This window comes from Psychrobacter sp. PSi21, from assembly GCF_054960615.1.
The window spans coordinates 43,630-69,019 of the sequence record NZ_JBHNYR010000010.1 but is presented as its reverse complement, the minus strand read 5'-3'; the positions used below and the strand labels follow the sequence as shown (position 1 = coordinate 69,019).

The 25,390-nt window shown below is 46.8% G+C and carries 21 protein-coding genes; 12 read left to right on the top strand and 9 right to left on the bottom strand.

Annotation, left to right across the window (positions count from 1 at the left end):
- Window positions 1-76 precede the first annotated feature (76 nt).
- The 5 genes from ACFI32_RS08620 to ACFI32_RS08600 all read left to right on the top strand — a co-directional run bounded on the left by ACFI32_RS08620 (window position 77) and on the right by ACFI32_RS08600 (window position 2,467).
- Entirely contained in the window at window positions 77-304 is a 228-nt protein-coding gene (locus tag ACFI32_RS08620; RefSeq protein WP_462626126.1) for a PA3496 family putative envelope integrity protein, read from the top strand.
- Between the two features lie 157 nt (window positions 305-461).
- Window positions 462-1,019 carry a UPF0149 family protein gene (locus ACFI32_RS08615; RefSeq protein ID WP_462626125.1) on the top strand — a complete coding sequence of 186 codons (558 nt, stop codon included), beginning with the start codon at window positions 462-464 and terminating at the stop codon, window positions 1,017-1,019.
- Window positions 1,020-1,109: 90 nt separating this feature from the next.
- On the top strand, window positions 1,110-1,547 hold the full coding sequence (locus ACFI32_RS08610; protein WP_462626124.1) for a YbjQ family protein: 438 nt from the start codon (window positions 1,110-1,112) through the stop codon (window positions 1,545-1,547).
- Between the two features lie 96 nt (window positions 1,548-1,643).
- Complete coding sequence (locus tag ACFI32_RS08605) at window positions 1,644-2,168, top strand: YbjQ family protein (RefSeq protein WP_462626123.1); 525 nt, start codon at window positions 1,644-1,646, stop codon at window positions 2,166-2,168.
- Between the two features lie 62 nt (window positions 2,169-2,230).
- Window positions 2,231-2,467: a hypothetical protein gene (locus ACFI32_RS08600; RefSeq protein ID WP_462626122.1), complete on the top strand. Its 237-nt coding sequence runs from the start codon at window positions 2,231-2,233 to the stop codon at window positions 2,465-2,467.
- Between the two features lie 101 nt (window positions 2,468-2,568).
- On the opposite strand, the gene ACFI32_RS08595 is transcribed toward ACFI32_RS08600, so the two are convergent.
- Complete coding sequence (locus tag ACFI32_RS08595; RefSeq protein WP_462626121.1) at window positions 2,569-3,555, bottom strand: formate/nitrite transporter family protein; 987 nt, start codon at window positions 3,553-3,555, stop codon at window positions 2,569-2,571.
- A gap of 346 nt (window positions 3,556-3,901) precedes the next feature.
- Between ACFI32_RS08595 and ACFI32_RS08590 the strand changes: the two genes are divergently transcribed.
- A complete protein-coding gene (locus tag ACFI32_RS08590; RefSeq protein WP_462626120.1) occupies window positions 3,902-6,847 on the top strand; it encodes a valine--tRNA ligase in 2,946 nt (981 codons plus the stop codon).
- A 109-nt stretch (window positions 6,848-6,956) separates the two neighbouring features.
- A complete protein-coding gene (locus tag ACFI32_RS08585) occupies window positions 6,957-8,552 on the top strand; it encodes a GmrSD restriction endonuclease domain-containing protein (protein WP_462626119.1) in 1,596 nt (531 codons plus the stop codon).
- 153 nt (window positions 8,553-8,705) lie between these two features.
- Here the strand turns inward: ACFI32_RS08585 and ACFI32_RS08580 are convergent, their stop codons facing one another.
- Window positions 8,706-9,413, bottom strand: a complete 708-nt coding sequence (locus ACFI32_RS08580) for a hypothetical protein (RefSeq protein ID WP_462626118.1) — start codon at window positions 9,411-9,413, stop codon at window positions 8,706-8,708.
- A 177-nt stretch (window positions 9,414-9,590) separates the two neighbouring features.
- Between ACFI32_RS08580 and ACFI32_RS08575 the strand changes: the two genes are divergently transcribed.
- Window positions 9,591-10,877 (top strand): VWA domain-containing protein, encoded by a 1,287-nt coding sequence (locus ACFI32_RS08575; protein ID WP_462626117.1) that lies wholly within the window; start codon window positions 9,591-9,593, stop codon window positions 10,875-10,877.
- 115 nt (window positions 10,878-10,992) lie between these two features.
- On the opposite strand, the gene ACFI32_RS08570 is transcribed toward ACFI32_RS08575, so the two are convergent.
- Together ACFI32_RS08570 and ACFI32_RS08565 are read right to left on the bottom strand one after the other, a co-directional pair.
- Window positions 10,993-13,059, bottom strand: coding sequence for a carboxypeptidase-like regulatory domain-containing protein (locus ACFI32_RS08570; protein ID WP_462626116.1), 2,067 nt, complete (start codon window positions 13,057-13,059; stop codon window positions 10,993-10,995).
- A 270-nt stretch (window positions 13,060-13,329) separates the two neighbouring features.
- Window positions 13,330-14,157, bottom strand: a complete 828-nt coding sequence (locus tag ACFI32_RS08565; RefSeq protein ID WP_462626115.1) for a hypothetical protein — start codon at window positions 14,155-14,157, stop codon at window positions 13,330-13,332.
- Between the two features lie 393 nt (window positions 14,158-14,550).
- Between ACFI32_RS08565 and ACFI32_RS08560 the strand changes: the two genes are divergently transcribed.
- Window positions 14,551-14,973 carry a YbaN family protein gene (locus ACFI32_RS08560; RefSeq protein ID WP_462626114.1) on the top strand — a complete coding sequence of 141 codons (423 nt, stop codon included), beginning with the start codon at window positions 14,551-14,553 and terminating at the stop codon, window positions 14,971-14,973.
- Window positions 14,974-15,226: 253 nt separating this feature from the next.
- Complete coding sequence (cspE, locus tag ACFI32_RS08555) at window positions 15,227-15,436, top strand: transcription antiterminator/RNA stability regulator CspE (protein WP_075102704.1); 210 nt, start codon at window positions 15,227-15,229, stop codon at window positions 15,434-15,436.
- A 167-nt stretch (window positions 15,437-15,603) separates the two neighbouring features.
- Here cspE and ACFI32_RS08550 read toward each other — a convergent pair whose 3' ends face one another.
- Complete coding sequence (locus ACFI32_RS08550) at window positions 15,604-16,689, bottom strand: YeiH family protein (protein ID WP_462626113.1); 1,086 nt, start codon at window positions 16,687-16,689, stop codon at window positions 15,604-15,606.
- A 316-nt stretch (window positions 16,690-17,005) separates the two neighbouring features.
- Here ACFI32_RS08550 and ACFI32_RS08545 point away from each other — a divergent pair, with 316 nt between their 5' ends.
- Window positions 17,006-17,935 carry a LysR substrate-binding domain-containing protein gene (locus tag ACFI32_RS08545; RefSeq protein WP_462626112.1) on the top strand — a complete coding sequence of 310 codons (930 nt, stop codon included), beginning with the start codon at window positions 17,006-17,008 and terminating at the stop codon, window positions 17,933-17,935.
- Window positions 17,936-18,039: 104 nt separating this feature from the next.
- Here ACFI32_RS08545 and ACFI32_RS08540 read toward each other — a convergent pair whose 3' ends face one another.
- Window positions 18,040-18,501: a universal stress protein gene (locus ACFI32_RS08540; RefSeq protein WP_462626111.1), complete on the bottom strand. Its 462-nt coding sequence runs from the start codon at window positions 18,499-18,501 to the stop codon at window positions 18,040-18,042.
- 484 nt (window positions 18,502-18,985) lie between these two features.
- Between ACFI32_RS08540 and ACFI32_RS08535 the strand changes: the two genes are divergently transcribed.
- Window positions 18,986-22,069: an insulinase family protein gene (locus ACFI32_RS08535; protein WP_462626110.1), complete on the top strand. Its 3,084-nt coding sequence runs from the start codon at window positions 18,986-18,988 to the stop codon at window positions 22,067-22,069.
- 95 nt (window positions 22,070-22,164) lie between these two features.
- Here the strand turns inward: ACFI32_RS08535 and ACFI32_RS08530 are convergent, their stop codons facing one another.
- The 3 genes from ACFI32_RS08530 to ACFI32_RS08520 all read right to left on the bottom strand — a co-directional run bounded on the left by ACFI32_RS08530 (window position 22,165) and on the right by ACFI32_RS08520 (window position 24,932).
- Window positions 22,165-22,728 carry an NUDIX hydrolase gene (locus ACFI32_RS08530; RefSeq protein ID WP_462626109.1) on the bottom strand — a complete coding sequence of 188 codons (564 nt, stop codon included), beginning with the start codon at window positions 22,726-22,728 and terminating at the stop codon, window positions 22,165-22,167.
- A gap of 118 nt (window positions 22,729-22,846) precedes the next feature.
- Window positions 22,847-24,124: an AGE family epimerase/isomerase gene (locus tag ACFI32_RS08525; RefSeq protein WP_462626108.1), complete on the bottom strand. Its 1,278-nt coding sequence runs from the start codon at window positions 24,122-24,124 to the stop codon at window positions 22,847-22,849.
- Window positions 24,117-24,932 (bottom strand): SDR family oxidoreductase, encoded by an 816-nt coding sequence (locus tag ACFI32_RS08520; protein ID WP_462626107.1) that lies wholly within the window; start codon window positions 24,930-24,932, stop codon window positions 24,117-24,119. Before ACFI32_RS08520 ends, ACFI32_RS08525 begins: the two co-directional genes overlap by 8 nt.
- Between the last annotated feature and the right edge of the window lie 458 nt (window positions 24,933-25,390).

Below are 25,390 nucleotides of genomic sequence, written 5' to 3'. Positions count from 1 at the left end.
GGCGCAATAGAGACTTTATAAGGCATATATAAACCAAGTAGTTTTCATTTTCTAGCCCAGATAATAGGAGATTGTCATGAGTGATTCTGATATTGACGACGATTTTGATGGTGATTTTGTAGACGACGATGATGCCAAGATGGTAGAAGAGGCGGAAACCAGCGTACGCAATCGCTTAAGCAGTTTAGAAAAGCGCCGTTTGATTGATAACTTGTTAGAAGAAAAGCGTCTGGCCAAGGCATTAAAAGATGAGCTAGACGACTTTGATGATGACGACGATGATTGGGATGATGACGACCTGTAATTAATGCCCCGATCGACCACCTGCAAACAACAAGTGATCTGCACTCAACTGTGCTAAGCTTGTAGCGCGTATCTTGCCAGTTACCCCTCGTTTTTTCAGCACTTAACAGATAGGCACGGGCATACTGCCCCACCTATCGATCCAAGGATAAGTACCCATGAGCACTCCATTAAGCTTCGATGAACTGCTGGACTTTTTAGACACCTCCGACCACCAGTACGTCCTAGATAGCGTCGCCACCCACGGTTTTTTGACCGCCACGGTGATTGGTCGTCCGCTACCCAACTGGTTGGATGCGCTGTTTGAAGGTCATGTCAGCGAGATTCCAAACAATGTCGTTGACGGCATTCAGCGCTGGCGTGATGCCATCACCAATGAGCTTAAAAACGAAACCCCAATTGAGCTGCCCTTTGGTGAAGATGCGGGTGATGAAGAGGTGGCAGTGGACTTTTCGGAAGATTCAGACATCGTGGCGTGGTCGATTGGTTTTGTTGATGCCATGTATGCTGATGACGCTGAAGACTGGTTTGCTAACGAAGACACTGCTGAAGATGTGGCGGTACTGACGCTGCCGATGATCGTGCTGAGCGGTATTGATGATGAAGACCCAGAACTGATGCAAATGCGTGCTGACCAAGACAAAATGGCACAGATGGCCAATAGCATCGAAGGCAACTTGACCGAGCTGTTCTTATTGTTTCATACTGACGACTGATTCAGTAGTAGTGGCGGCGCAGACTGACTGTGGCCGCGACTGGTTATTCGTTTTTGTTCGCCTCTCTTGGCTAACCTAAAAGGGTCTCTCATGCAGCTATCTAACCTTGAGCACTTGCCCAACTATCAGATCACCGAGCGCCTTGATGTGGTCTACGGCAGCACGGTGCGCTCAAAACACGTCGGCAAAGACTTGTTTGCAGGGCTAAAAAACATCGTCGGCGGTGAGCTGACGGCTTATACCGAGCTGCTGGAAGAATCACGGCAAGAAGCGATTGATCGTATGGTGGTCAAGGCCGAAGCGCTCGGCGCAGATGCCATCGTCGGGCTACGGTTTTCGACCTCAAGCATCGCCCAAGGCGCGTCTGAGCTGTTTGTTTATGGGACAGCGGTCAAAGCTGTGCCTGTGTCGCAAGCAGCTGCTACGCCGTATCAGCCGCCACATAATAACCATGGTGGCGGTGCTGCTGTGCCAGATTCTACGCAGACTCCAAGCGATGAGTTGCCGCGTTTTAATCCGTTTGGCTAGGGCAGTCCCTAATGCAAACGTTTATCACCATTTTCAAATAGGGACACGCCCTAATCTGGCAGCTGTCCTTGATGGGCTGCATTACTGAGACGTCTTATGACCGACCACATGTTTAACCTACTTATCAACTACGGCCCAATACTGGTTTTGATTGCGGTGGGCTGGTTTTTTGGGTCGCGTCATGAGCGTCAGCACTTAGCGCAGCTGGCTAAGGCCGAACAGGCACTCGGTCATATTATCGTTTCAAGCGAGCGCTTTTATCAGCCCAAGCTGGTGGCGGGTAGTGAAGGGACGTTGGTGCTGGGCAGTGTGGTCATCGCGCAAGATTATTTTAAAATGGTCATTGCCAATATATTCAATCTGTTTGGTAAAAATCTCACCACCTATGAGACGCTGCTGGATCGCGCGCGCCGTGAAGCGTTGGTGCGTATGCGTACCCAAGCCGAGGCACAAGGCTACAGTCATATTTACGGCTTGCGTCTTGAGGTGACCAATGTCAACCAGCTGGGCAGTATGGTTGAGGCCATTGCCTATGGTACAGCAGTGCATAGTATGGACCGTGTTCCGGTCTCTGCGGCTTCTGCTCAGAGACCGTCTACACGTCATCAAAGCGATACGTAGCGCAGTCATCGCTTCACGGTACTCACCCCATCCAACACCATATTGACTGAGAACAGCATGCTATGATTGATTTTTTAGTAGAAGTAATGTTCAAGCTTATCTTCCTATATGGCATTGTCAAAACAGTCACATGGCTAAGTGAGGCGGATAACCGAGAGCGTTTTGCAGACAGCGTCGGAGTTTTTCTTGACGCTGCCAACTCCGATGGCAGCAGTTCTAGCGGTGAGTCTTGCGGCGGTAGTGACTCAGGTGGGTCATGTGGCGGCGGTGACTCAGGCGGTGGCGGCGGTGGCGACTAAATGCGGTATGGCTTATCGACCTTGACTAAGGACAGCTGTCCTGCTGTATCAGCTAGGGTAACTGTCTTTACCGCTACTAATGGTGGATTATGGATTGCATGTTATCGTGAACGACCTGCCATCTGCGCCTTGACCTTTTCGATATCAAACAAAAAGGTGCGGTTTTTGAGTACCGCGACAAAGACCACACCGCCTATCGTATTGCCCACCAATACCACAACCAAAAACCACAAATACTCAAGCAAGCCCACACTGTGACCATACATCAGCGCCGCAAACACCTCGATATTACCGACGATACTGTGATGTAAACCCAAAAAGCCAATACTCATGGTGATGAGTGATACCAGCACAATACGGCTTAAGGTATCGCGTGCGGAGGTCACGAGCCACGCCGCCACGCCCATCATCCAGCCCGCCAAAATCGCACTGCCAAAAATCACCCACCAATCAAAACGCAACACATGATGCGCATAAGCATCGATGCTCTCGGTGGTAAACAGCTGCATATGGATACCCAGTCCAATCATCAGCGCGGCAAACAAACAGCCGCCTGTGATATTGCCCGCAATCACAATACCCCACAGGCGCAGCAGTTTGTGCAATGGCTCGATTTTATTGAGCACAGGCAGGCTGAGTAAGGACGTCTGCTCAGTAAACAGCAGCGACTGACCAATCACCACGATGATAAAGCCAAGCGGATAGAGCAGGGAGGAGAGCACCATCGCGTATTGACTGGGCATCAGCTCACCGAGCAAGGCAAATACCGACAAAATCACAAACAGGCTAAAGCCAATCTCAAGCCCTGCGGTAAAGGCGCTGGTAAACAGGGAACCCAAGGAGCGATTAAAGGTTTCTTTGGCATCGATGACCTGCTCGACCAAGATACTGGCATAGCTTTTTGGCTCGCTAAAGTTGTCATCACTGGCGACTTCCTTGATGGTCTCTTTGTCGTCTTCGCTGATGTCTTGTGGTAAGTCTTTATTTTCAACGGAATGAGTCGCGCTTGGCGCATGGTCATTTGCTACATCGCTATCTGCTACGCTGTTAGTAGGCGCGTTATCGTCAGGCTGGTCGTGCTGGGACATGGTGGTTACTCGCTTGGGTCTGCTAGACAGGTGCGCCCAGCAGCAATAAAAGGTTGCTAAACAATCAGTCATGATGCCTTGGTGCGCATCAATGCATTTATAAGCGCCTAGCGGTTTTGGTTCATGTTTTGGTCAATGTCTCGGTCAGTGCAGCGCTCGTATATTGGGACGAAATAAGGAAAAATCATTCGATGCTAACAAAATGTGCGTATATAAGATAAAATCAGTGCTATTGCGCATTTTTAATGCCGACACTGTCTTCGTTATTTTTTGTGGTCATGCCTATCGTGACCGTCTTTACTTTGCTTAATCCTTCACTTTTTTCACTTTTTCGTTTGAGAATTTTATGAGTCATCACAACCTAACCGTTTCGATTCAAGCCGCCTTGCAACAATTAGAAAATGCCTATTCACCTGCCACGGTCGAATCAGGGATGTATCAAGGCTGGGAAGACAATGGTTACTTTGCGCCCACCTTTGATAAAGAAGAGTCGTTCTCTATCGCCTTGCCACCGCCGAACGTCACAGGCTCATTGCACATGGGGCACGGCTTTAATAACGCTATTATGGACGCGTTGACCCGTTTTCACCGTATGAATGGTGAAAACACCTTATGGCAACCTGGCACCGATCATGCGGGTATCGCCACGCAAATGGTCGTTGAGCGTCGCCTGAATGCCGAGGGCATCAAGCGCCATGACCTTGGCCGCGAAGAATTCGTCAATAAAGTATGGGAATGGAAAAAAGAGTCAGGAGGCAATATCACCAGCCAGATTCGCCGTTTGGGCAGCTCGGTCGATTGGTCACGTGAGCGCTTTACCATGGATGACGGCTTGTCTCATGCGGTCAAAGAAGTGTTCGTACGCCTATTTGATGACGGGCTGATTTATCGCGGCAAGCGTCTGGTCAACTGGGACCCTAAGTTCCAAACCGCCCTGTCTGATCTGGAAGTCGAAAACCACGACGAAAAAGGCAACCTATGGCATTTCCGCTATCATTTCACTGACAGCGATGTGACCACCCAAGACGGCAAAAACTATCTGGTCGTCGCCACCACCCGCCCCGAAACCTTGCTCGGTGATACGGCGGTTGCGGTCAACCCAAGTGATGAGCGCTATGCGCATTTGGTTGGCAAAACCATCACCTTGCCGCTAACAGGTCGCGTTGTGCCTATTGTGGCTGATGATTATGTCGAGAGCGACTTTGGTACAGGCTGCGTGAAGATTACCCCCGCGCATGACTTTAACGATTATGAGTTGGGTCGCCGTCATAACTTGCCACTCATTAACGTCTTAGACGCACACGCCAATATCTTGGCTGACATGGAAGTCTATCCAGACCTACAAACCCGCGAGCCAAGCCTTGAGAGCACACCAACCGATCATTCAGGTAATAGCTATGCAGGCCTTGAGCGTTTTGCCGCGCGTAAGCACTTGGTCGCCCAAGCTGAAGCAGAAGGCTGGCTCGATGGCATCGAAGACTACGCGCTCAAAGCCCCACGCGGCGATCGTAGCGGCGTCATCGTTGAGCCGTGGCTGACCGATCAGTGGTATGTGGCGGTCGAGCAACTGGCGAAACCTGCGATTGATGCGGTCGAAGATGGCAGTATTGAGTTCGTCCCCGCCCAGTACAAAAACATGTATATGGCGTGGATGACTGACTTACAAGATTGGTGTATCAGCCGTCAGCTGTGGTGGGGGCATCGTATCCCTGCTTGGTACGACGCAGACGGTAACATTTATGTCGCACGTGACGAAAGTGAGGTGCGCCAGAAATACAGTCTCGCAGTAGACGTGACCCTAACCCAAGACAATGACGTGCTGGACACGTGGTTCAGCTCAGCGTTATGGACGTTTAGCACCCTCGGCTGGGCCGATGGCAGCGCTGACCCACGCGTGATGGAAACCTTTCACCCTACCAGCGTACTGGTGACAGGCTTTGACATCATCTTCTTTTGGGTCGCGCGCATGATCATGATGACCCTGCACTTTGTTAAAAATGAAGATGGCAGCGCGCAAATACCCTTTAACACCGTGTACGTCCATGGTCTGGTACGTGACAGCTATGGTCAGAAGATGTCCAAATCTAAAGGCAACGTCCTTGACCCAATCGACATCATTGACGGCATCGACCTTGAAAGCTTGGTCACCAAACGCACCAGCAACATGATGAACCCCAAAGACGCCGCCAAGATTGAAAAACAAACGCGCAAAGAATTCGTTGATGGTATCCCCGCGTATGGTACAGATGCGCTACGCTTTACCTTTACCTCACTGGCGAGTACAGGTCGCGATATTAACTTTGACCTCAAACGTGTCGAAGGCTATCGTAACTTCTGTAACAAAATCTGGAACGCCAGCCGTTTTGTGCTCATGAACTGCGTCGATAATGACGGCAATGCCAAGGCCATCGACCAAGCGGCGAACCCTGAGGTATGGGAATTACCAGAAAAATGGATCATCAGCCGTCTCAACTCCACCATCAGCGACATTCGCCAGCATTTTACCCAATATCGTCTCGACATGGTCAGCCAAGACATCTATGAGTTTATCTGGAATGAATACTGCGATTGGTACGTTGAGCTTGCCAAAGCCAGCCTCAATGATGACTCGGTGAGCGATGCGCGCAAAGCGCAAATCCGCTACGTACTGCTACACGTCCTTGAGACAGCGCTGCGCTTCACCCATCCCATCATGCCGTATATCACCGAGCAGGTCTGGCAGACTATCGCGCCGCTGCTGGCTCGCAAAGCCACTGACAGCATCGTCATCGCCGCCTACCCACAGACCGATGACAGCCAAATCAGCGAGCAGACTGAAGCGGATATGGCGTGGCTACAAGAGCTGATCGCCAGCGTGCGTAACATTCGCGGCGAGATGAAGCTCGGCAACGCGGTACGCCTGCCTGTGCTGCTACAAAACATCACCAGTGATGAAGAAGCGCGCCTCACGCGTATCGAAAACCAGTTTAAAGCGCTGGCTAAAATAGACAGCCTTGCCATCGTCAAAGAAGGCGATGACGTGCCACTATCATCATCTAGTATGGTCGGTCAGCTACGCGTACTCGTACCGATGAAAGGTCTAATCGATCCCACCGCTGAGCTGGCACGTTTAGGTAAGTCATATGATAAGTTGAAAGGTCAATCCGAAGGAATCGCTCGCAAGCTAGGCAATGAAGGCTTTGTCAGTAAAGCCCCAGCGGAAGTGGTCGATGCTGAGAAGGCGAAACTGGCTGAGCTAGAAGGGCAGCTTGCGACCATGAACACGCAGATTGAGCAGTTAAAGGCGTTATAATATTTTTATAAAATATTGATAATTACATTCTAAAAATTGATAGACTAATATTTTTTATTTAAGTTAAGATGGTTTCTTATAAATAGTTTTTACTATAAAGGATAGAGTAATGAGCGATTTAAATATTAGAAGGATATTGGATAAAATTTCCAATGGGAATATTAGAATCCCTACTTTTCAAAGAGGGTTTGTATGGGATCCTGAGTCTGTAGCTTTTCTTATGGATAGTATTTATGAAGGCTATCCATTTGGAACAATACAGTTGTGGAGAACTAAAGAGCAATTAAATTGTGAAAAGAAAATTGGAAATTTTGATCTTTTTAAAAGAGATGAGGATTATCCTATAGATTATGTTTTAGATGGACAGCAAAGACTAACATCGATTTTTGGTGTTTTTCAAAGCGAAATAGATACTAGTGAAAAAGAAAATAGCCCATTTAATATTTATTTCGATCTAGAAGTTGAAGATAATTCTCAAGATTCACAATTTGTAGCATTTGAAGTAGGGGCTGATATTGATGAATCAAAATATTTTCCTCTAAATACTTTGTTTGACACAACGAAATATAGAAGTGCTACTCAAAAAATTAATGATCAAACGACTATTGAAAGAATAGATAAGCTCCAAGAGAGATTTAAAGAAGTATCAATACCTTCTCAAACTTTGGAAACTGACGATAAATCAAAAGTTGCAATTGTATTTGAAAGAATCAACAGAAGAGGAGTGGAACTAGATACTCTACAGTTATTAACAGCATGGACTTGGAGTGAAGATTTTGATCTTCAAAGTGAGTTTAAAAATTTAAAAGAAGAGCTCTTACCTTACGGTTTTGAAGCTGTAGGATCTAATGCAAATTTATTATTAAAAATAACATCTGCAGTAATAAATAATAGTTCAAATATAGAGGAGCTAATTTCACTAAATGGTGAAACAGTTAGAAGTAGGTTTAAAGAGATTAAAAATGGAATTTTAGGAAGTATTGATTTCTTACGTAATAATATGAAAATAGAGTCTATAAAAAATTTGCCATATGAACATTTTTTAATACCTATGTCTGTATTTTTTGCGGTTAATGGAAATACACAGTTAAGAATAAATACATTGCAAAGTAAAAAGATAAAGAGTTGGTTCTGGAAAAGTTCATTTGGTAGAAGATATGCTTCTAGTACAAGCAAAAAAATAGATCAAGATATTAAAGAAATGGTGAAACTAAAAGAAAATGCTAATATTTCTAGTATAGACTCTATTCCATTTAATGGAATAAATGCGAATTTTTTTAAAGAAGAAGTATTTTCAATGAATAGGGTTACTTCTAAAGCCTTTATTTTATTACTGGTGCAAAATGGCCCGAAAAGCTTAGTTTCTGGCGGTGAAATAACTTTGAAAAAAGTCCTTAAAGAATATAATAAAAATGAGTTTCATCATATTTTCCCAAAAGCATATTTGAAAAATTTGGATAACAATGAGGAACTATATAATAGTAATTGTTTTGCAAATTACTGTATTTTATCAAAATCAGACAATAATCTAATAAAAGATAAAAAGCCTTCCGAATATCATGATTTATATATCAGTACAGAAAATGATGATGTTTTGAATTCTGCTTTTATAGATAGACAGTCTCTTAAAAGCGATGATTTTAATAGTTTTGTTGATGCTAGAGCAGATAAATTAATGAATAAATTGACGAGCCTTATTAGTTGATTTTTTAGAAAAACAATAATATCAGATGTATAGTCTATTTTTTCTATTAAAAATATCAATGATAATTAGATAACTCATAAATTTATATAAAGATTAAAAAAAGGTTCACTATAGAATAGTGAACCTTTTTTACTCTCTTTCCTATTATTCAACCTACCTAGACGCCTGCGCTTTTAGCTTTATTAACTGAGTCAGCAAGATACGTCGATCATAACCGCGAAATTCTTCACCGCCGCTACGGCGTATCTCAAAGCCTTTGATAGCGCTGGTGGAGACCATATTGCCTGCGTATTTCCCTTTACTATCCAGCGCGACGATAAACGGATAATAATAAATATCCTTAGGGTCTAAGCCAGTCAGCGCCACCGCTTCATCGCCGTTGGCATAGACGTTTTCGATATGTGCCACGACAAAGTTGTTGGCGACATAGCGATTCAGAGCGCGTGCGTCTTTGATATCGGCTGGGGAGACCCGCTCGCGCATCGACCAGTTGAGTATATCACCATCACCATAGCGCCACTCATAATCAAAGCTTCTAAACTTACCGTGAAAGTAATTATCCAGCACATGACACCAGATGCACCACTCACCACCATAGACGATCAGTACGGTTTTATCCTCGGCACGTGCCGCACGAATCGCTGTACTCAAAATGCTGACTTGATCGGCACACTCATCATAGAGCTTCGCCGCGCCATCGTTGCAGGCGTTGGACAAGGTGCTAGGGAAATGGGTGATAGGAAACGTATTGGTAGTCGCGTTACCTTTGATTGGTTTGTTATGACTTACTGCGCTGACAGCCAATGGTGTTAGCGCAGTAAGCGTTAGTAGCGTTATAGATAGTGATCTTATGACTGGCATTACTATGATCCAAATGTGATAGGCAGTATGAATAACGTATATAAACGAAATTGAGTTGACTATTTATATTAGTATATAGAACAAAAAAACCGCTTATAATCTATATGGCAAATGAGATTTCCATTTCGATAACGACCCCATATCACTGTTAAACGACATGCCAACATCAGGAATACTATGAACCTCACCATCGGACAACGCGCACCACTAAGCAACCTTGCTATTGACGAGACTGCGCCAATCACACTTAAGTTTACTCGCCAAAGTCCAATAGAGATGGACATCAGCTGCTTTGCCTTAGATGCAGTGGGCAAACTGATCAATGATGATTATATGGTGTTTTATAATCAGCCAACCTCACCCTGCGGGCAAATCAAGCTCACCCATTACGAGTCGCAGCCATCATCCGCTAGCAGCATCCAAGCTGAGTTTGAGGTTAACTTATCCAAACTGGCTACCAATATAGACAGCTTGTTTTTTGTGTTATCAGCCGACACGCCACTGAAGCAAATCCAGTCGTTAGCGATTGGCATTTGGCAGCAATCGCAAAAGGTACAGGCAGAGTATCAAGCAGCAGACTTTGCCGAGCAGCAAGCCAGTATGCTGATGCAGCTGTATCGTAAGGGTGGGGTTTGGCGGGTCTCTAACGTCGCGCAAGGTTTTAACGGTGGACTTGCCGCGATTGTGCAGCATTTTGGTGGTGATGTAGAGGAGGAATCAACGGATACAGCCACGGCCAATCTCAACACGGCCAAAGTGAGCCTAGAAAAAGTGATGCAAGATCGTGCGCCAAAGCTGGTGAACCTGGCCAAAAAAGCCACCGTATCGCTAGAAAAACGACAGCTGCAGCGTCTAACCGCAAAGGTAGCGCTGGTGCTCGACGCCTCAGGCTCAATGAACAGACAGTATAAAAAGGGTCGCGTACAAGAGGTGGTGAACCGCTTATTGCCATTGGCCGTGAGCTTTGATGACGATCAAATGCTAGATTGCTGGGCGTTTGCTCGCGATCCGCAGTATTTGGGCGAGGTGGGACTGGGTAACTATGATGGCTTTATTGATACCGCGCATGGCGGCTGGCGCAAATGGACGCTTGGCCCGCGTATTAACAATGAAGCCGAGGTGATGCAGGCAGTAACCGATTTTTATCAGCAAGATGGTCTGGAGGTGCCTGTTTATGTTTTATTTATCAGTGATGGCGGGGTGAGTGATAAGCGCGGTATCACTAAGGTCATGACGGAGGCGGCCAAGCTGCCCATATTTTGGCAGTTTGTCGGCCTAGGCGGTCGCAGCTACGGCATCTTAAAAAAGCTTGATGACATGACAGGGCGCGTGATAGACAATTGCGATTTTTTTGAGCTGGATGACTTAAATGACATCAGCGAAGAAGCTTTGTACGAAAATATGTTAGAAGAATTTCCCAGCTGGCTGGTAGAGGCAAAACGGCTGGGCATTATCAACCGCTAAACGAGCATCTGATCTTAATAGCCAAAAAAACCGCTCACAGCACGACTGTGAGCGGTTTTTATTTATTGAAGCATTTTAGGGTTATTGTGCCAATATATATGAGCAATAGTGACAGTTACAAATCAGGATAGGCCGCTTGTATCGCAGCTAAGATTTGGTCTTTAGCAGCTTCGTTGTAAAAGACGCAATCACTATTTATATCACGATCTTTATCTGCATAGTAGTCGTAATATTCACCAGAATATATGCGGTTATTGTATTTAACATAGGCGGCTACGCTTTCATCGTCTTGCAAATAACCTCTACCCCACGCGATACCATTCCACACTCCCTTGACAAGAGTGTCTAAATAATCTGCTTCAGGATCGTAATTATCAGTTTTCACAAGTGCCTGATTAAGAGTAATAAAACTCATATCTGGCAGAACAGGTAACTCCGTTTTACAGCTGGCTGCGCCATCAAAGGTACTCAGTGTTGATGGTAAGTTATTTATTTTATTAAATAACCTATCAGAAACGAATTCATCCTCAACGTTTTCTCGGGCGATGTAATTACCTATTGATTGCCCAGCTAATGGTTTATCAAAAAAACCAGTAGTTAATTTGAAGCCATTATCTAAACTCTGTGTGAGACTATTATTATCGAAATTGGTATTTAACGATTGGATGGTTAGGGTATTTGGACTATTAGATACAATATTTACAGAATCACTAATACCTTGAGTGGTTAATATCAACCCTTCTTCAAGTGAGTTCAAAAGTACAATCTGATCATTATTGTAGTTGGGTTGTTTGTACAGTGACTGCTGAGTGTATTCAATATTATTTGTAGTGTCATAAGTGGTGGTCATGACAATATTATCAAGAAAGGCTCGATTAAAATTATCGAAATCCAGATCAAGAGTGAAGTTATACCCTATGATATTGTTACTTACCGCAGTTGTCGGGGGGGTGAATGGACTAGGTTGTGGTGTTGGATTAGAGGGTGTTGGCGTTGGCGCTGGAGGAAGGGTATTAAAGGCATTGATGAGTATATTACTGTAGTCAATAATTTTGGTCGGCGTTGATCTAGTAGCCTCTATACAGTTGCCCCCATTGATTTTATAAGTGACATTTTGATCAAGGGCTGGAATCATGACCGCATCAAAGCGAGCACTATTGGGCGTAGGATATAGCTCTAATGGGGTATTAATGGGTACATAAAAGCTAAATTTACCATCGTTGTTACCAGCAGAGCCTGAATTGTGAAACCCGCGCCCCCGTACGTTAGCATAAAAATTGCCTGTAAATGGTGCTTTCGTGGTGGCATCAACCACGCAACCTTCTACCAATGCTTTGTAGCCGTCAATAGGAACATCTAGATTCCATAAAGTAAAGTGGCTGACCTCGCCGCGATAGCTACCATCCTCTTGACGCGTCGCACTGCCATCTTTTACCCAGATCATCTTATCTTCATCGTAATACCACAATGGAATGGTATCTAAGTCCTGATCGGTAGAGGCAGATGGATAGGTTAGGGTGGCCGTTGTGCCTGATTTTAGGTTCAGCTCGTTGCCTGTGGCAGGATCGGTTAGTTTGACATCAATGACGCCAACAGTAACCAGCCCTGTCTCATTAGAGCCATCGGCATTTTGACCAGTGAATGGCTGTGCGAATGACTGCGCACCTTCGATAGAATCAGGGTTGTAATAGTTGGCAGCGATATCAACGGTACCAAGAAAGGGCGTGCCGTCTTCGTAGCTGACAGCGTTGGCAGGGATGGTAACCGTAGCACCAGAGACCAGTAGGTTGCTGATACCTGCACTATTATCAAAAGAAGTCGCAATTTGATCTGGGCTTAGCGCCATATCAAGGCTATAAGACTGGTCTGGTATAATGATCAACTCACGGGCTAAGGATAAATAACCTGATTTTTTAACAAAAACCACAACTTTGTCAGTGATATTAGCCAAATCAAAAGAGTAAGCACCGCTTGCATCTGTCGTGACAGACTGGTCTGCCAACATTAAGGTCGCATCTGCTAGCGGATTGCCACTGGCATCAGTAATCGTACCGCTAACCGTTTGTTTCTGCGTCACCTCAGGAGTTTCGACTGGTGAGTTATTGTTGTTATCATCACCGCCGCACGCAGCTAGGCTGAGCGCTGCCGCCAGTAAGCTGACTTTGAAAAGATTAGAATGCATCGTAAGCCTCTCTTGATTTTGTAGTCCATCAGACAATCGCTGACAATAAATAAGTCCTTACAATAGGTTACTATTGATAAGGATTTAGAAACATTAGGATTATGCCTAAAAGTCGAACAAATATCTATTAAAAACATATGAGTAACATAGTCTTAGTCGGACTAACGTTTGCTAGTTTGACATCAAAAACGATATAAAAAAACCGCTCACAGTACGACTGTGAGCGGTTTTTATTGAGAGCTATTGCGCAAGCGTAGCGCATGTTATGTTCTACTCTTCATACAATGGTTCAAGGATGCCTTTATAGCTCAGACGTTCGGCGACTGGCATTTTAAATACTTGGCCTACAAAAGCTTGTGATTTACCCCATTCGATTTTATTGGTTTTTAGGTTAACCAAATATAAAGCGTGTGTCTGTCCTTGCTGCGGTGCAGAGTAACTTGTGCCACCCGTTGCCACTGCAGTGGTGATACCGACAGCCATAGAGTAGCCAAATGACGGTTTAGCACCTGCAATTAATGAGACAAAGACTTTATCAGTACCTTCAAGCTTTTGAACCAGTGCGCGGCTGTTTTCATCAAGTCCCAGATCGACACTTGCCCCTTCTGCATTGATAGCCATCTTGCGTTTATCACTACTGAGTGCTTGAAACAGATTGAGATAAGCTTGGTTGGTGAGACCATCAAACGTATTATCAGCACTCAGAATGGGATAGTCAGTATTGAGCACATCTTTGGCATCTGCTGTGGTCAGGATGTCCATTTTGGTCAGCGTGTCTTTAGCCTGCGTGCCGCAAATAAAGGGCGCAGTGGTACGGATAATGCGTAGGTCTTTTTCAGCAAGTGCCTCTTTCACGGTGTGCATCATGGCGATAGAGGCGGCATCAGATTGCTGATACAAGATATCATCTTTGCCCATTTCAACCCGCACTAGGCAGCCATCACTGACGATGCTCACAGGTTGCTTTTTTAAGCTTTTTTGCGTCTTATCATAAGCTGAGCGCGCCTCTGGGCTAGTGGTGGTCGCGCAGCCGCTCATCACGGTAGCCGCCGCTATTGCAAGAGATAGGGCCGCAGTTTTTGTAAATAATGACGTCATAACAATCCTATAGATAAAAGCCAGAACAAAAAAATCAATAGTAAAGCTGCCATTAGCAGCCGCTGTACAAGAGTTACCAAACAGCAAGCGAATCATTCAGTACCAATTTTACATTAAATTACGTAAAGCATACCATATAGAAACGTTTGAATTATGCCTCAGTATTGGACAAATTTCTAGCAAAAAAAGATAAACGCGACGCTTTTTTTATCATCAATAAGATAGCGTGACTACGCTATGACCACGTTAAACAAAAGACATAATAAAGACGCAAAAGTGTCATTGTGAGCGGATAAGCGTTGCGGCAAGATTGAGCACTTATTGGGACTGATACTGATTGGATGTATCAATAGTAGTCCTTGCCCTGCCGCCACTCTTATTGATACGACTGCCATGACTGAGAAAAAAAGCGCCTTTTACCATCGCCCTCACAACAAACAGTTTAAAAACCCAACCATGCGTTGGGTGCTGCTGGTGCTTGGCTGGGTGTTTTTTGTATTGGGCATCATTGGGGTACTACTGCCTGTCATGCCGACCGCACCCTTTATATTATTAGCAGCGGGGTGCTGGGCGCGTAGCTCAAAGCGCTTTCATTTTTGGTTGATCAACCATCGTTTTTTTGGCAAGTTTGTTCGCGATTGGGAACGCAACCATGCAGTACCGCTCTATGCAAAATGGCTGGCGACGGTGATGATGACGCTGTCTACTGCATGGCTGTTTTACCAGCTTTCAGGTGACATGATGTGGATGGCATGGCTGGTGGCGACCGTGTGTAGCGGCGTGGCCATTTATCTGTTTCGGTTGCCAAATGCTTAGAACAGATGGCAATAATGGTCAAAAAAGCAACAAAATCGCAAAAAATTGTATCTGTTTACGCGAAATGTCAGATAAAGCTTGCGATAGTGTGATGTGATGCTTATACTACGTTCAAGCTTAAAAGCAGTTCTGCACCAAATCATTACCTCGTAGTATTAGTTATAATCCTTCGGTTTAATATTTATCGTTCAGTAGCTATTTGAAAGCGTTACCGGTCGTTCGACCATTATTAGATTAAAATTAGGATTATAGTATGTCAGATACTCAAAAAGGTACAGTTAAGTGGTTCAATGAAGCTAAAGGCTTTGGTTTCATCGCTCCAGAAAACGGCGCAGACGTTTTTGCTCATTACAGCGAAATCTCTGGTTCAGGTTTCAAAACTTTGGCTGAAGGCCAAGAAGTTGAGTTCACTGTAACTCAAGGCCAAAAAGGCCCACAAGCACATAACATCGTTGCTATCTAATTTGTCTTTTATAGACAGATAGATAAACAGATGTATAAAAACGAACCTTCGGGTTCGTTTTTTTTCGTCTGTATTTTGGGTTGAGCTAGCATTGATTTGCGCTGTTGGTGTGCCATATAGACCACGTTTCATAGCCTGCACTTAATTGGCATCGCCCAAAACCAGCTTTATAAAAAACTGACACCAACGTTAATCAGCCCGCCGCCAAGGATCAGCCAAGCAAATATCATCGCACCAAGCAATAACGGCTTGATGCCTGCGTCTTTAATCGCGCTAAGATGGGTGGTCAAACCCAGTGCAAACATAGCCATCGTGAGCAGCAGATTATCTAGGTGTATCATGCTTTGTTCAAAGCGCGGCGCCATCGGTAGCCACGTATGCACTACCACAATCGCAATAAAAATAAAGGCAAACCACGGCACGTTGACCTGTTTGATACGCGCCGATAAAGACAGCGTTTTGCCATGTTTATTAGGCTGACCAGTCAAGACAAATGACAGTATCAATAAAAATGGCGCAAGCATCATCACCCGAATCATCTTGGTCACCACGGCAGCTGCGCCGACCTCAGCGCTGATGGCATTACCAGAGACCACCACTTGTGCCACCTCATGAATGGTTGAGCCGCTATAAATGCCAAAACGCTGCGCATCAAGCCACGGTGCCAACCAGCCCAAGTGATACAAAAAAGGGTACAGCAGCATGGAGAGCGTACCAAAGACCACCACGGTAGCTACGGCAATCGTCACTTTATGCGCCTGTGCGCGCACCACAGGCTCAGCCGCGATAACGGCGGCTGCCCCGCAAATACTGGCGCCTGAACCGATAAGTAAGGTGGTTTTTCTGTCCATTTTTAGCCATTTTGTGCCCAGCCAATAGGTGAGCAAAAAGGTTGAGGTCAGCACCAAAGCATCACTCATGATGGCAGGCATGCCGACGCTGGCCACTTGCGTCAAGGTCAGCTTAAAACCATAAAGCATGATAGCGAGGCGCAGTATTTCACTTTTGGCAAAGTTCACGCCGTCTTGTAAGTGTGAGGTCAGCGGCGGATAAATGGTGTTGCCCAGTAGCATGCCCAGTAAAATCGCTAGTGTCAGCGATGACAAACCAACAATGCGCCCTGCTGTCCATACTGTGATCGCTTGATTGAGCCATAGGCAGCACAAACTACCAATAAGGACAACAATCAAGCCGATCAGCTGCTTTGGTCGCGGTATATAGCCACTGATGGCAGGGGGTAAGGCGTGGGTCATAACATATCCTATCGGTATCGGCTCTCGAACGCGTAGCCACCGTTTGTGGCGATGATACGTCGCCTAATAGATCAGTTAAGCATCGGTACTGACGGTACCTTGCTTTTTTCATTATCAAATATTCATAAAGTTATGCATAAACAGTATAAGATAGGTAGAGTTATAATAAAAACAGATTGATTGGGTAGTATCTATCGATTTTTTGGGTTAAAGGTGCTGTAGAATATAAAGGGCAGCATGAGAGGCAGGGTATGGTCTGTGAGATTTGTATCATGTGGCGTGTGTTACAAATAGATGAGAACAGGAAGCAAAGCAGATGAAGCAACCCTCCCCAGCGTTGCCAAAGATCACACTGCGCCAGCTGGCTGTCTTTGTCAGTATTTATCAGACAGGCAGCACCAGCAGTGCCAGCGAGATGCTGCATTTGTCACAATCAGCGGTCAGCAGCGCGCTGACAGAGCTTGAGGCGCGGTTACATATGCCGCTGTTTGAGCGGGTCGGTCGCCGCCTTGTGCAGCATCGCAACGCCCATGCAGTCTATGTACAGGCGCAGGCCATTTTGGAGCAAGCCGCCACTCTTGAGGTCTATCATAAAAACCAAGCGGGGCAAATACGTATCGGCGCCAGTACCACGATTGGCAATTATGCGCTGCCGCCACTGCTTGCTCAGTTATACAGCGTCGCACCCGACGCGCATATTGATGTCTGTATCGCCAATACTCAAGAAGTGATCAATGAAGTGGAGCAGCTGACTGTGGACATGGCGTTGGTAGAGGGGACGCCGCGTCCGCAAAATGCCAAAGTCATCGAGCAACAAGCATGGCGCACCGATACGCTGATGATTTTTGCCAAGCGGGACAGCAAATGGCTGGCAGGGCGGACCGCGTATGAGGACACTGAGCGCTGCTATTATTTATCGCCATCAGACATTGCTGCACTGCCATTACTGGTACGTGAGGCGGGGTCGGGTACGCGGCAAGTGATCGATGAGCAGTTGCTCAAATATATTCCCAAAGTGGACACACTGATGGCAATTCAGCAGTCAGAAGCGATCAAGCATATGGTCAGCGCCGATATTGGGCTGGGCTGCTTATCACCGCATGTGCTGGGGCCTGAGCTGCTGACAGGAGAGCTGGTGCAAGTTAAGGTGAGGGGGATCAATCTTGCGCGGACATGGTGGCTGGTCTGGCACAAATCGCGGCATCAAAGCGCCATTTGGCAAACCTTTATGGATTTGATTCGCTAATTTTTATTTTTTTGTGCTGTGCGTGTTAATGTCATACCTAATACAAAAATCACAGGCAGCAAAAAGCGCGGCAGATGTCGCCGCGCCAAGATCATGGCTCATCATTAGTGGTCTTTGGGTTTGTCCAATCTGACCACCAAGCTGTCACAAGGGACATTGGGTAAGATGTTATCCGCTGTCGCGCCGTGTAGCCATGCGGCAATACCGTGGCGTTCATGACGACCGATAACCAGCAAATCCACTTCATGCTTGCCGCAATAGTTGACGATGCCTTCACTGCTTGAAATGGCGGTGGTAACTTCAGAGTTGACCACGTGCAAATCGTTATCCGTTAAAAACTGTGCCAATTTTGCGCGTGCTTCTTGGCAGCGTTCGTCGTCGATTTCATCATAAAGACTCGATGCAGGTACCAACTCATAACCAAACCCGACCATGGTGTCTTTGACGATATGTAAGACGGACAACTTGGAATCTGGGCGGTTGGCGACGATACGTTTCGCCTTTTGCGCGACGATGTGCGCATCGGGCAACAAGTCGGTCACCAATAAAATATGTTGATAGCTCATGTCTGTGCTCCTCATAACCGTTGTCTTTTATAGTAGCACTACGGCTGGATACTGTTAAGTGTTTACTGAGGACGCAAGCGTGATATTTATGAGCGCTTATGATTTATGTTGATGAGGTCTGCGCAAACCAGCATCGCTCTTGTGAGTAGGCGCTGTTTGTAAACGCGTGCCTTGACTTATACTGACGCAAACCCCATCTAGCATCGTTAGGCAGCGCCCACTTATGCGACATGACGATTGCGACATTACGATGCTATGCCAAAGGTTACAGACTAAGAGCGGCTAGTAGGCTAAAAGACATGGTGCTAAAAGACACCAGTAATGTCCGCATGGGCCACCCAACCTATTCATTGTTAACAGACGGGTTTGACTACCCGTTTGTTATGAGTCACCGATACTATCTATCGTTATATAACGATGAGTCACCATTCACATTTAATCGGCTTTGAGCGTATCGCTTCAAGGCCACTTTGTAAGGAACATCATGACTGATACGCAATTTACTGCTGATTTGACGCTTCACCCTGCGTTTGAGCTGATCGAGCATCGCCATATTGAGGCGTTGTCTATGGACGTGTTGATCAGTCAACATGTCAAAACAGGGGCCATGCACTACCACTTAGCGCATCCGAGCGATGAAAATGCTTTTTTGGTCGGCTTTCGCACCCAGCCTATGGACTCCAAAGGTGAGGCGCATATACTAGAGCATGTCGCGCTGTGCGGCTCAGAAAAATTCCCTGTACGCGATCCGTTTTTCTCGATGATTAAGCGCTCGCTAAACACCTTTATGAATGCCATGACCGCAGCAGATTGGACGGCGTATCCGTATGCCACGCAAAATAAAAACGACTATTTTAACTTGCTCGCGGTATATCTTGATGCTTCTTTTTTCCCCAGTATTCACCCGCTTGATTTTGCCCAAGAAGGCATCCGCGTTGAGCTGGATGAAAATGACGCGCCGCAGTTTAAAGGTATTGTGTTTAATGAAATGAAGGGGGCGATGAGCGGCGAGATTGACCAGCTGTATCATGCGGTGGCGCATCACTTGTTCCCAACCACCACTTATCACTACAACTCAGGCGGCGATCCTGCCGATATTCCAGACCTGACACACAGTGAGTTGGTCGAGTTTCATGAAAGCCATTATCATCCCTCAAACAGTGTCATCATGAGCTTTGGTAATATTCCTGTTGCCCAAACGCAGGCCAAACTGCATGATGATGCGTTGACTCGTTTTGAGGCAGGTAAAAAGCATGTGTCGCGCCCTGAGCAGCGCTTGAGCGCGCCGATACAGGCGACTGAGACTTATACCGCCGATGAAGTGGGCGACAAGCAAACCCATCATGTGTTGTCGTGGTTGTTGCCAGCCATCACCGATCCCAAGCAGCGCTTGGCACTGCGTCTGTTAGAGGGCGTGCTGATTGAGCATTCAGGCTCGCCGCTGCGTGCTTATTTGGACAGTCATCCACTGGGCACTGCACCAAGTCCGCTTTTGGGACTTGATGACAGCCATTATGAAATGGTGTTTTATACAGGTTTGCGCGGCTCTGAGCCTGAGCATGCCGATGCGGTTGAGCAAGGGATTTTAGATTTGCTCACCCAAGTGGCCAGCGCGCCAATCGATGATGACACCATTGAGACGATTTTGCATCAGATTGAAATCGATCAGCGTCATATTGGCGGCGACAGCATACCGTATGGTCTAAATTTGATGTTAGAGGGCTTTAGTACCGCGATTCATGATGGCAATCCGATTGATATTTGGGAAGTCGATGAGCATCTGGCATGGCTACGCGAGCAAATTAAAGATGAGCAGTGGCTGCCCAATTTGATCAAAACCCATTTATTGGATAACCCGCATCGCGTGCGTGTCACCTTGGTGCCTGATAGCGATAAGTCCGCACGTCAAGCGGCGGGTGAGCAGACCCGACTGGACACCATCGCGTCCAACCTGACCGCCGATGACAAAGACATCTTGCACAAGCAAGCGCTGGACTTGGCGGCACGTCAAGCCGCACCTGATGACTTGAGTCTGTTGCCTAAAGTAGGTCTTGACGATGTGCCTGCCGACATCAGCGTGAAGCAAGGCACAACCAAGCCTGTGCGCTTAAGCGATCAAGACAGTACCTTGTTCCAGTATGAAGCAGGTACCAACGGTCTGTATTATTATCAGGTGATCGTACCGTTGACCGATGCCATCACTGGCGCGAATAGCAGTGATGCGGCGCCAGCGCAGCTGCCCGCCAATGATGTGATTAACCATCCGTTATTGCCCATTTATTTGAGCCTGTTGTCTGAGCTGGGTACGGACTCAATGAGCGCCCATGAGTTGCAAGCCAAGCAAGCGGCGCATTCGTCAGGGGTGACCGCGCGTATCAGCCAGCGTACCAATGTCGATGACCGCAATGCCATCAGCAGCTACTTTGTGGTGGCGACGCGTGCACTGAACCGTAAGCCTGAAGCCATTGATTTGGTTAAAGAGGTAATGGAGCACAGCATCTTTACCGAGCATGCGCGCATTAAAGAAATCTTGCAGCAGCGTCAAGCAGGTTGGCAGTCGCGCCTTGCCAGTGCAGGACACGCCTATGCTATGCAGACCGCCAGTCGCGGCATGAGTCGCCAAGCGCAGCTGGAATATGTACGCAGCGGATTGCCAGCACTCAACGCGCTCAAAGACTTTTTGAGCCATGCGTCAGATGACGATGCCCCATGGGATCAGTTGGCCAGTAGTTTGATGGCGCTGCATCAGCGTTTGATCCATTTGCCTAAGCATGCGCTGATTATTGCCGAAGCGGAGCAAACCGAGCGCTTAAGCGACCTGATCATTGACAGCTGGCAAGAGACCAGTGCGCTGAGCGATACCAGCGCGGATGATCTGATTGCAGATTTGCAGGCCAATATTCCTAATGAGTTTGCCGCATTAAGCTTAGATCCTGCTTTAAATGGCGAAAAAGCGGATGACGTGAGTGAGTCTGACACTGTCAGTGCAGATGATGTCGCATGGTTGGTATCAACCAACGTCTATCACAATGCCAGCGTTTACGCCGCGCCGCCTGCCGATCATGTGGACACTGCTGCGTTGATGGTATTAGCGCCTTACTTACGCAATGGCTATTTGCACAGTGCCATTCGTGAGCGCGGCGGTGCTTACGGCGGCGGGGCAGGTTATGATGCCAATGCTTGCGCCTTTAAATTCTTTAGCTACCGTGATCCTTACTGCGCGCAAACCTTTGAGCATTTTGAAGCCAGTATCGACTGGCTGCTCAATGAAGCACAAAGCGAAGCGCAACTAGAAGAAGCCATCTTGGGCATCATCTCAGGCATGGACAAACCTGGCTCTCCTGCAGGCGAAGCGGTTAAAGCCTGCTTTGCTGATTTGCATCAGCGTAGTGCCACATGGCAACGCAAAATGCGCGCAGCCATCTTGTCTGTGACGCTAGACGACTTGCAGCGCGTGGCCACAACATACTTGCAAGGCCAACCCAGCGTGCGTGCGGTGCTGGCACCGTATGATAAAGAAGAAGCTGTCAGCAACTTGGGCTTTCGTGTGTGCAAAATCAAAAGCTAATAATGCACTGTTATCAGTGATGACTTGTTATTAAGCGTCAATAAAAAAGCCAAGCATGATGCTTGGCTTTTTTAATATTCCTTGTTCTACTGCCATCAGTAGCGCTTGATACTTTTGTCTTTACTGATGATGTCTTGATGCACTGGAAAATCAGCATGGTCGTCATGTTGTTTGCGATCGGCAAAGTAGCGCGTGAGCGTGCGAGTCACCGCTTCAAAAGCAATGTCTGACCACGGAATATCTGCTTCTTCAAACAAGGCGCACTCTAAACTTTCAGCGCCAACGCCAAACGCCCCGTCTTTTAGGCCAGTCAAATAGATGATATAAATCTGTCCGATATCAGGAATGTCGTAGAGGCAATAAAGGTTGGGATTGATGGCCGTCGCATCTGCCTCCTCAAAGCTCTCGCGTGCAGCGCCTTCAGCCATAGTCTCGCCATTTTCCATAAAGCCTGCTGGAATGGTCCAGTAGCCATAACGCGGCTCGATAGCGCGGCGACACAGCAGCACTTTGCCCTCATGAATGACTAGCGTGCCACAGATGACTTTGGGATTTTCATAATGAATATAGCCGCAGCTTGGGCAAACCAAACGTGGCATATTATCCGTTTCGGGGATTTTGTATTCAGCTTCGTGACCACATTCTAAGCAATAGCGCATAAGGTTGCCTTTTCACAAAAATATGATTTATTGTAGCGCAAATACTGGGTACAAATAGAGCTTTCCTGTAAGAAAGAAAGCTCAGTACAACGCTACTAAAAAAGAGGGTGGGCAGCCATTACACAGCGTATTTACGCAGCAAGCCACCAGCGATTGAGCCAGAGTTGGCAATCAGTGGCGTAACCGTCGCTTGAAAATCGTGATACAGGTCTTCACGATGTGGATAGACGACCGCGCTTAATGTACCATCAGCATCGACCTCATGCCGCCAGCCGCCGCGTTCATAATCAATCAAAGCACTGGCAATATAGTCCCACACTTCGCGATAAATGGCCTCATAGCTTCTGTCATTGGTACGCCGCGCCAGTAGCAGCGCAGTGTTGGCAGTTTCGGCCTGCACCCAGTAAGGACGGATAGCGACTGAGATCGCATCATCCCAGCCAATCGTATAGACCATACCCGATTTGCCATCGGCTGCCCAGCCACGCGTCATCGCACTATCAAAGAGCGCAATGGCGTTATCAAGTAGCCACGCAGGCGCATCTTGATTACGCTGCTTTAGTGCCGTTTCTATTTTAATGAGCAGTCCTGCCCACTCGGCAAAATGTCCAGGGGTTAAACCCCATGGACGCAAGTCATCGGTAGATTTGTCTTTATGGTAATCAGGCAGCATCTGCCATGACGCATCAAAATGCTCAGGAATGCGCCAGTCGTATGCGCTCGCAATATCGTGACCAAAGCGCTTGGCAAGTTGCAGCGCTCGCTGTAGATACTTGTCATTACCTGTGGCATCAGCAGCAATCAAAAAGGCTTCAGTGGTGTGCATATTACAGTTAGCGCCTTGATAGCTTTCCGCATCTGACCAATCGGCCGCAAAAGACGGCTGCATGACCGCATCATCAATTTGCCAAAAATGCGTCTCAATAATATCCAGCACTGCGCTGAGCAGTTCTGCGGCACGCGGGCGCTGGGAAAGGGTAGCACTACCAGCGGCAATCAATACAAAGGCATGCAGATAAGCATTTTTGCGTGAAGCGGTATAGCTGTCTTCAAACCAACCGCCGTGCCTGCTATCACGGAGCGCGCCATCAAGCAGCGCGTCAATACCGTGATCAGCCATGACACCTGCGCTAGGTACACCCATCATAGATGCCAGTGCGTAGCAATGTATCATCCGTGCGGTGACCACACCCTTTGCGCGCTGATCTTGGAGTGTGCCATCGTTACCAAGCGAACCAAAACCATCAACCACACGTGCTTTTTGATAATGGGTCAATAATCGCTGACCTTCATTAATGAGCCACTGTTGATGCGAAGGGTGCACCGCCCAACTGCTATGCTTCACGTGCGGGCAACGGTTATGATCAATACGCTGCACTTTCATCGCATTAGCCATTGGTGATCATCCCGCCATTAACATGAATGGTCTGACCTGTGATAAAGCTGCTGTCACTTGAGGCGAGGAAAACATATGCGCCGCCCAGCTCATAGGGCTGCCCAATACGTCCCATCGGCGTGGTCATGGATTTAATGATATCTTTGTCAAAGTCTTTAAAGACCTTTTGGATTTCGGTTGAGATAGGGCCAGGGGCAACTTGGTTGACACGGATGCCACGCTCGGCGAGCTGTAAAGCAAGGGCGCGGGTATAGCCGACGATGGCGCCTTTGGTTGAGGTATAAGGCACCAGTACATCATTACCGACAAAAGCATTGACCGAGGTGGTATTAATGATACTGCTGCCTTTTTCCATGTGCGGTAGGGCCGCGCGGGTGGTATAAAAAATTCCTGCCATATTGACATCAAAATGCTGTTGCCAGTCTTCATCGCTAATATCAGTCAAGTCGTTATACGGCTTTTGCATGCCTGCATTATTGATTAGCACATCCACGCCGCCCCATGCATCGACCACTTGTTTAACCGCGTCTTTGCAGCTGTCGCTATCGCTGGCATTATTCTGAATGACCAGCGCTTCGCTGCCTTCGGCTTCAATGCCTTTTTGTGTCTCGGTGGCCTGTTCTTCATCGCTGTGATACAGAATAGCGACTTTTGCGCCTTCGCGTGCCATATGCAGGGCAACAGCGCGTCCAATACCGCTGTCGCCGCCTGTGATGAGCACGCGCTTGTCAGTAAGTTTGCCTGCGCCTTTGTATGCGTCAGTGATGTATTCTACAGGAGGCAGTAAGTTATCGATTTGTTCTGTCATAATAAGGATCCTAAGTTATGATGGGTTATGATGGTTATTGGTCTTTATTTATTGTTAGGGTGATAAACGACTTGATCTGCTACATGGTAATACTCGCAAGCACGCTTGAACATATTGCTGGGTTTATGTTTGGTAATTAAGTTGCGGTCACCTTAGTACGCATGATAGTGAATAATGACGAAATATAGAGACCATAAAAATCAAGTAATCGATAGCGTGAGCAGGCCATAGCCCATATGTGACAAGCAATTGGCTGATATTGAGTACAGGCAAGAGAGACATAGCAACGATATAAAATTAAAATGAAACTTAAGATATCGTTTTAATCAGTCAATAGTGGTCATAACAAAGGTGATACATAAGGCGCGTGCAGTTTTAAAATCGCTCACATGACTGCATATAGGCCATCGCCTTTGTGTCATTTACTGTAGCAAGCGATGATTGGTAGGCAGTCAATG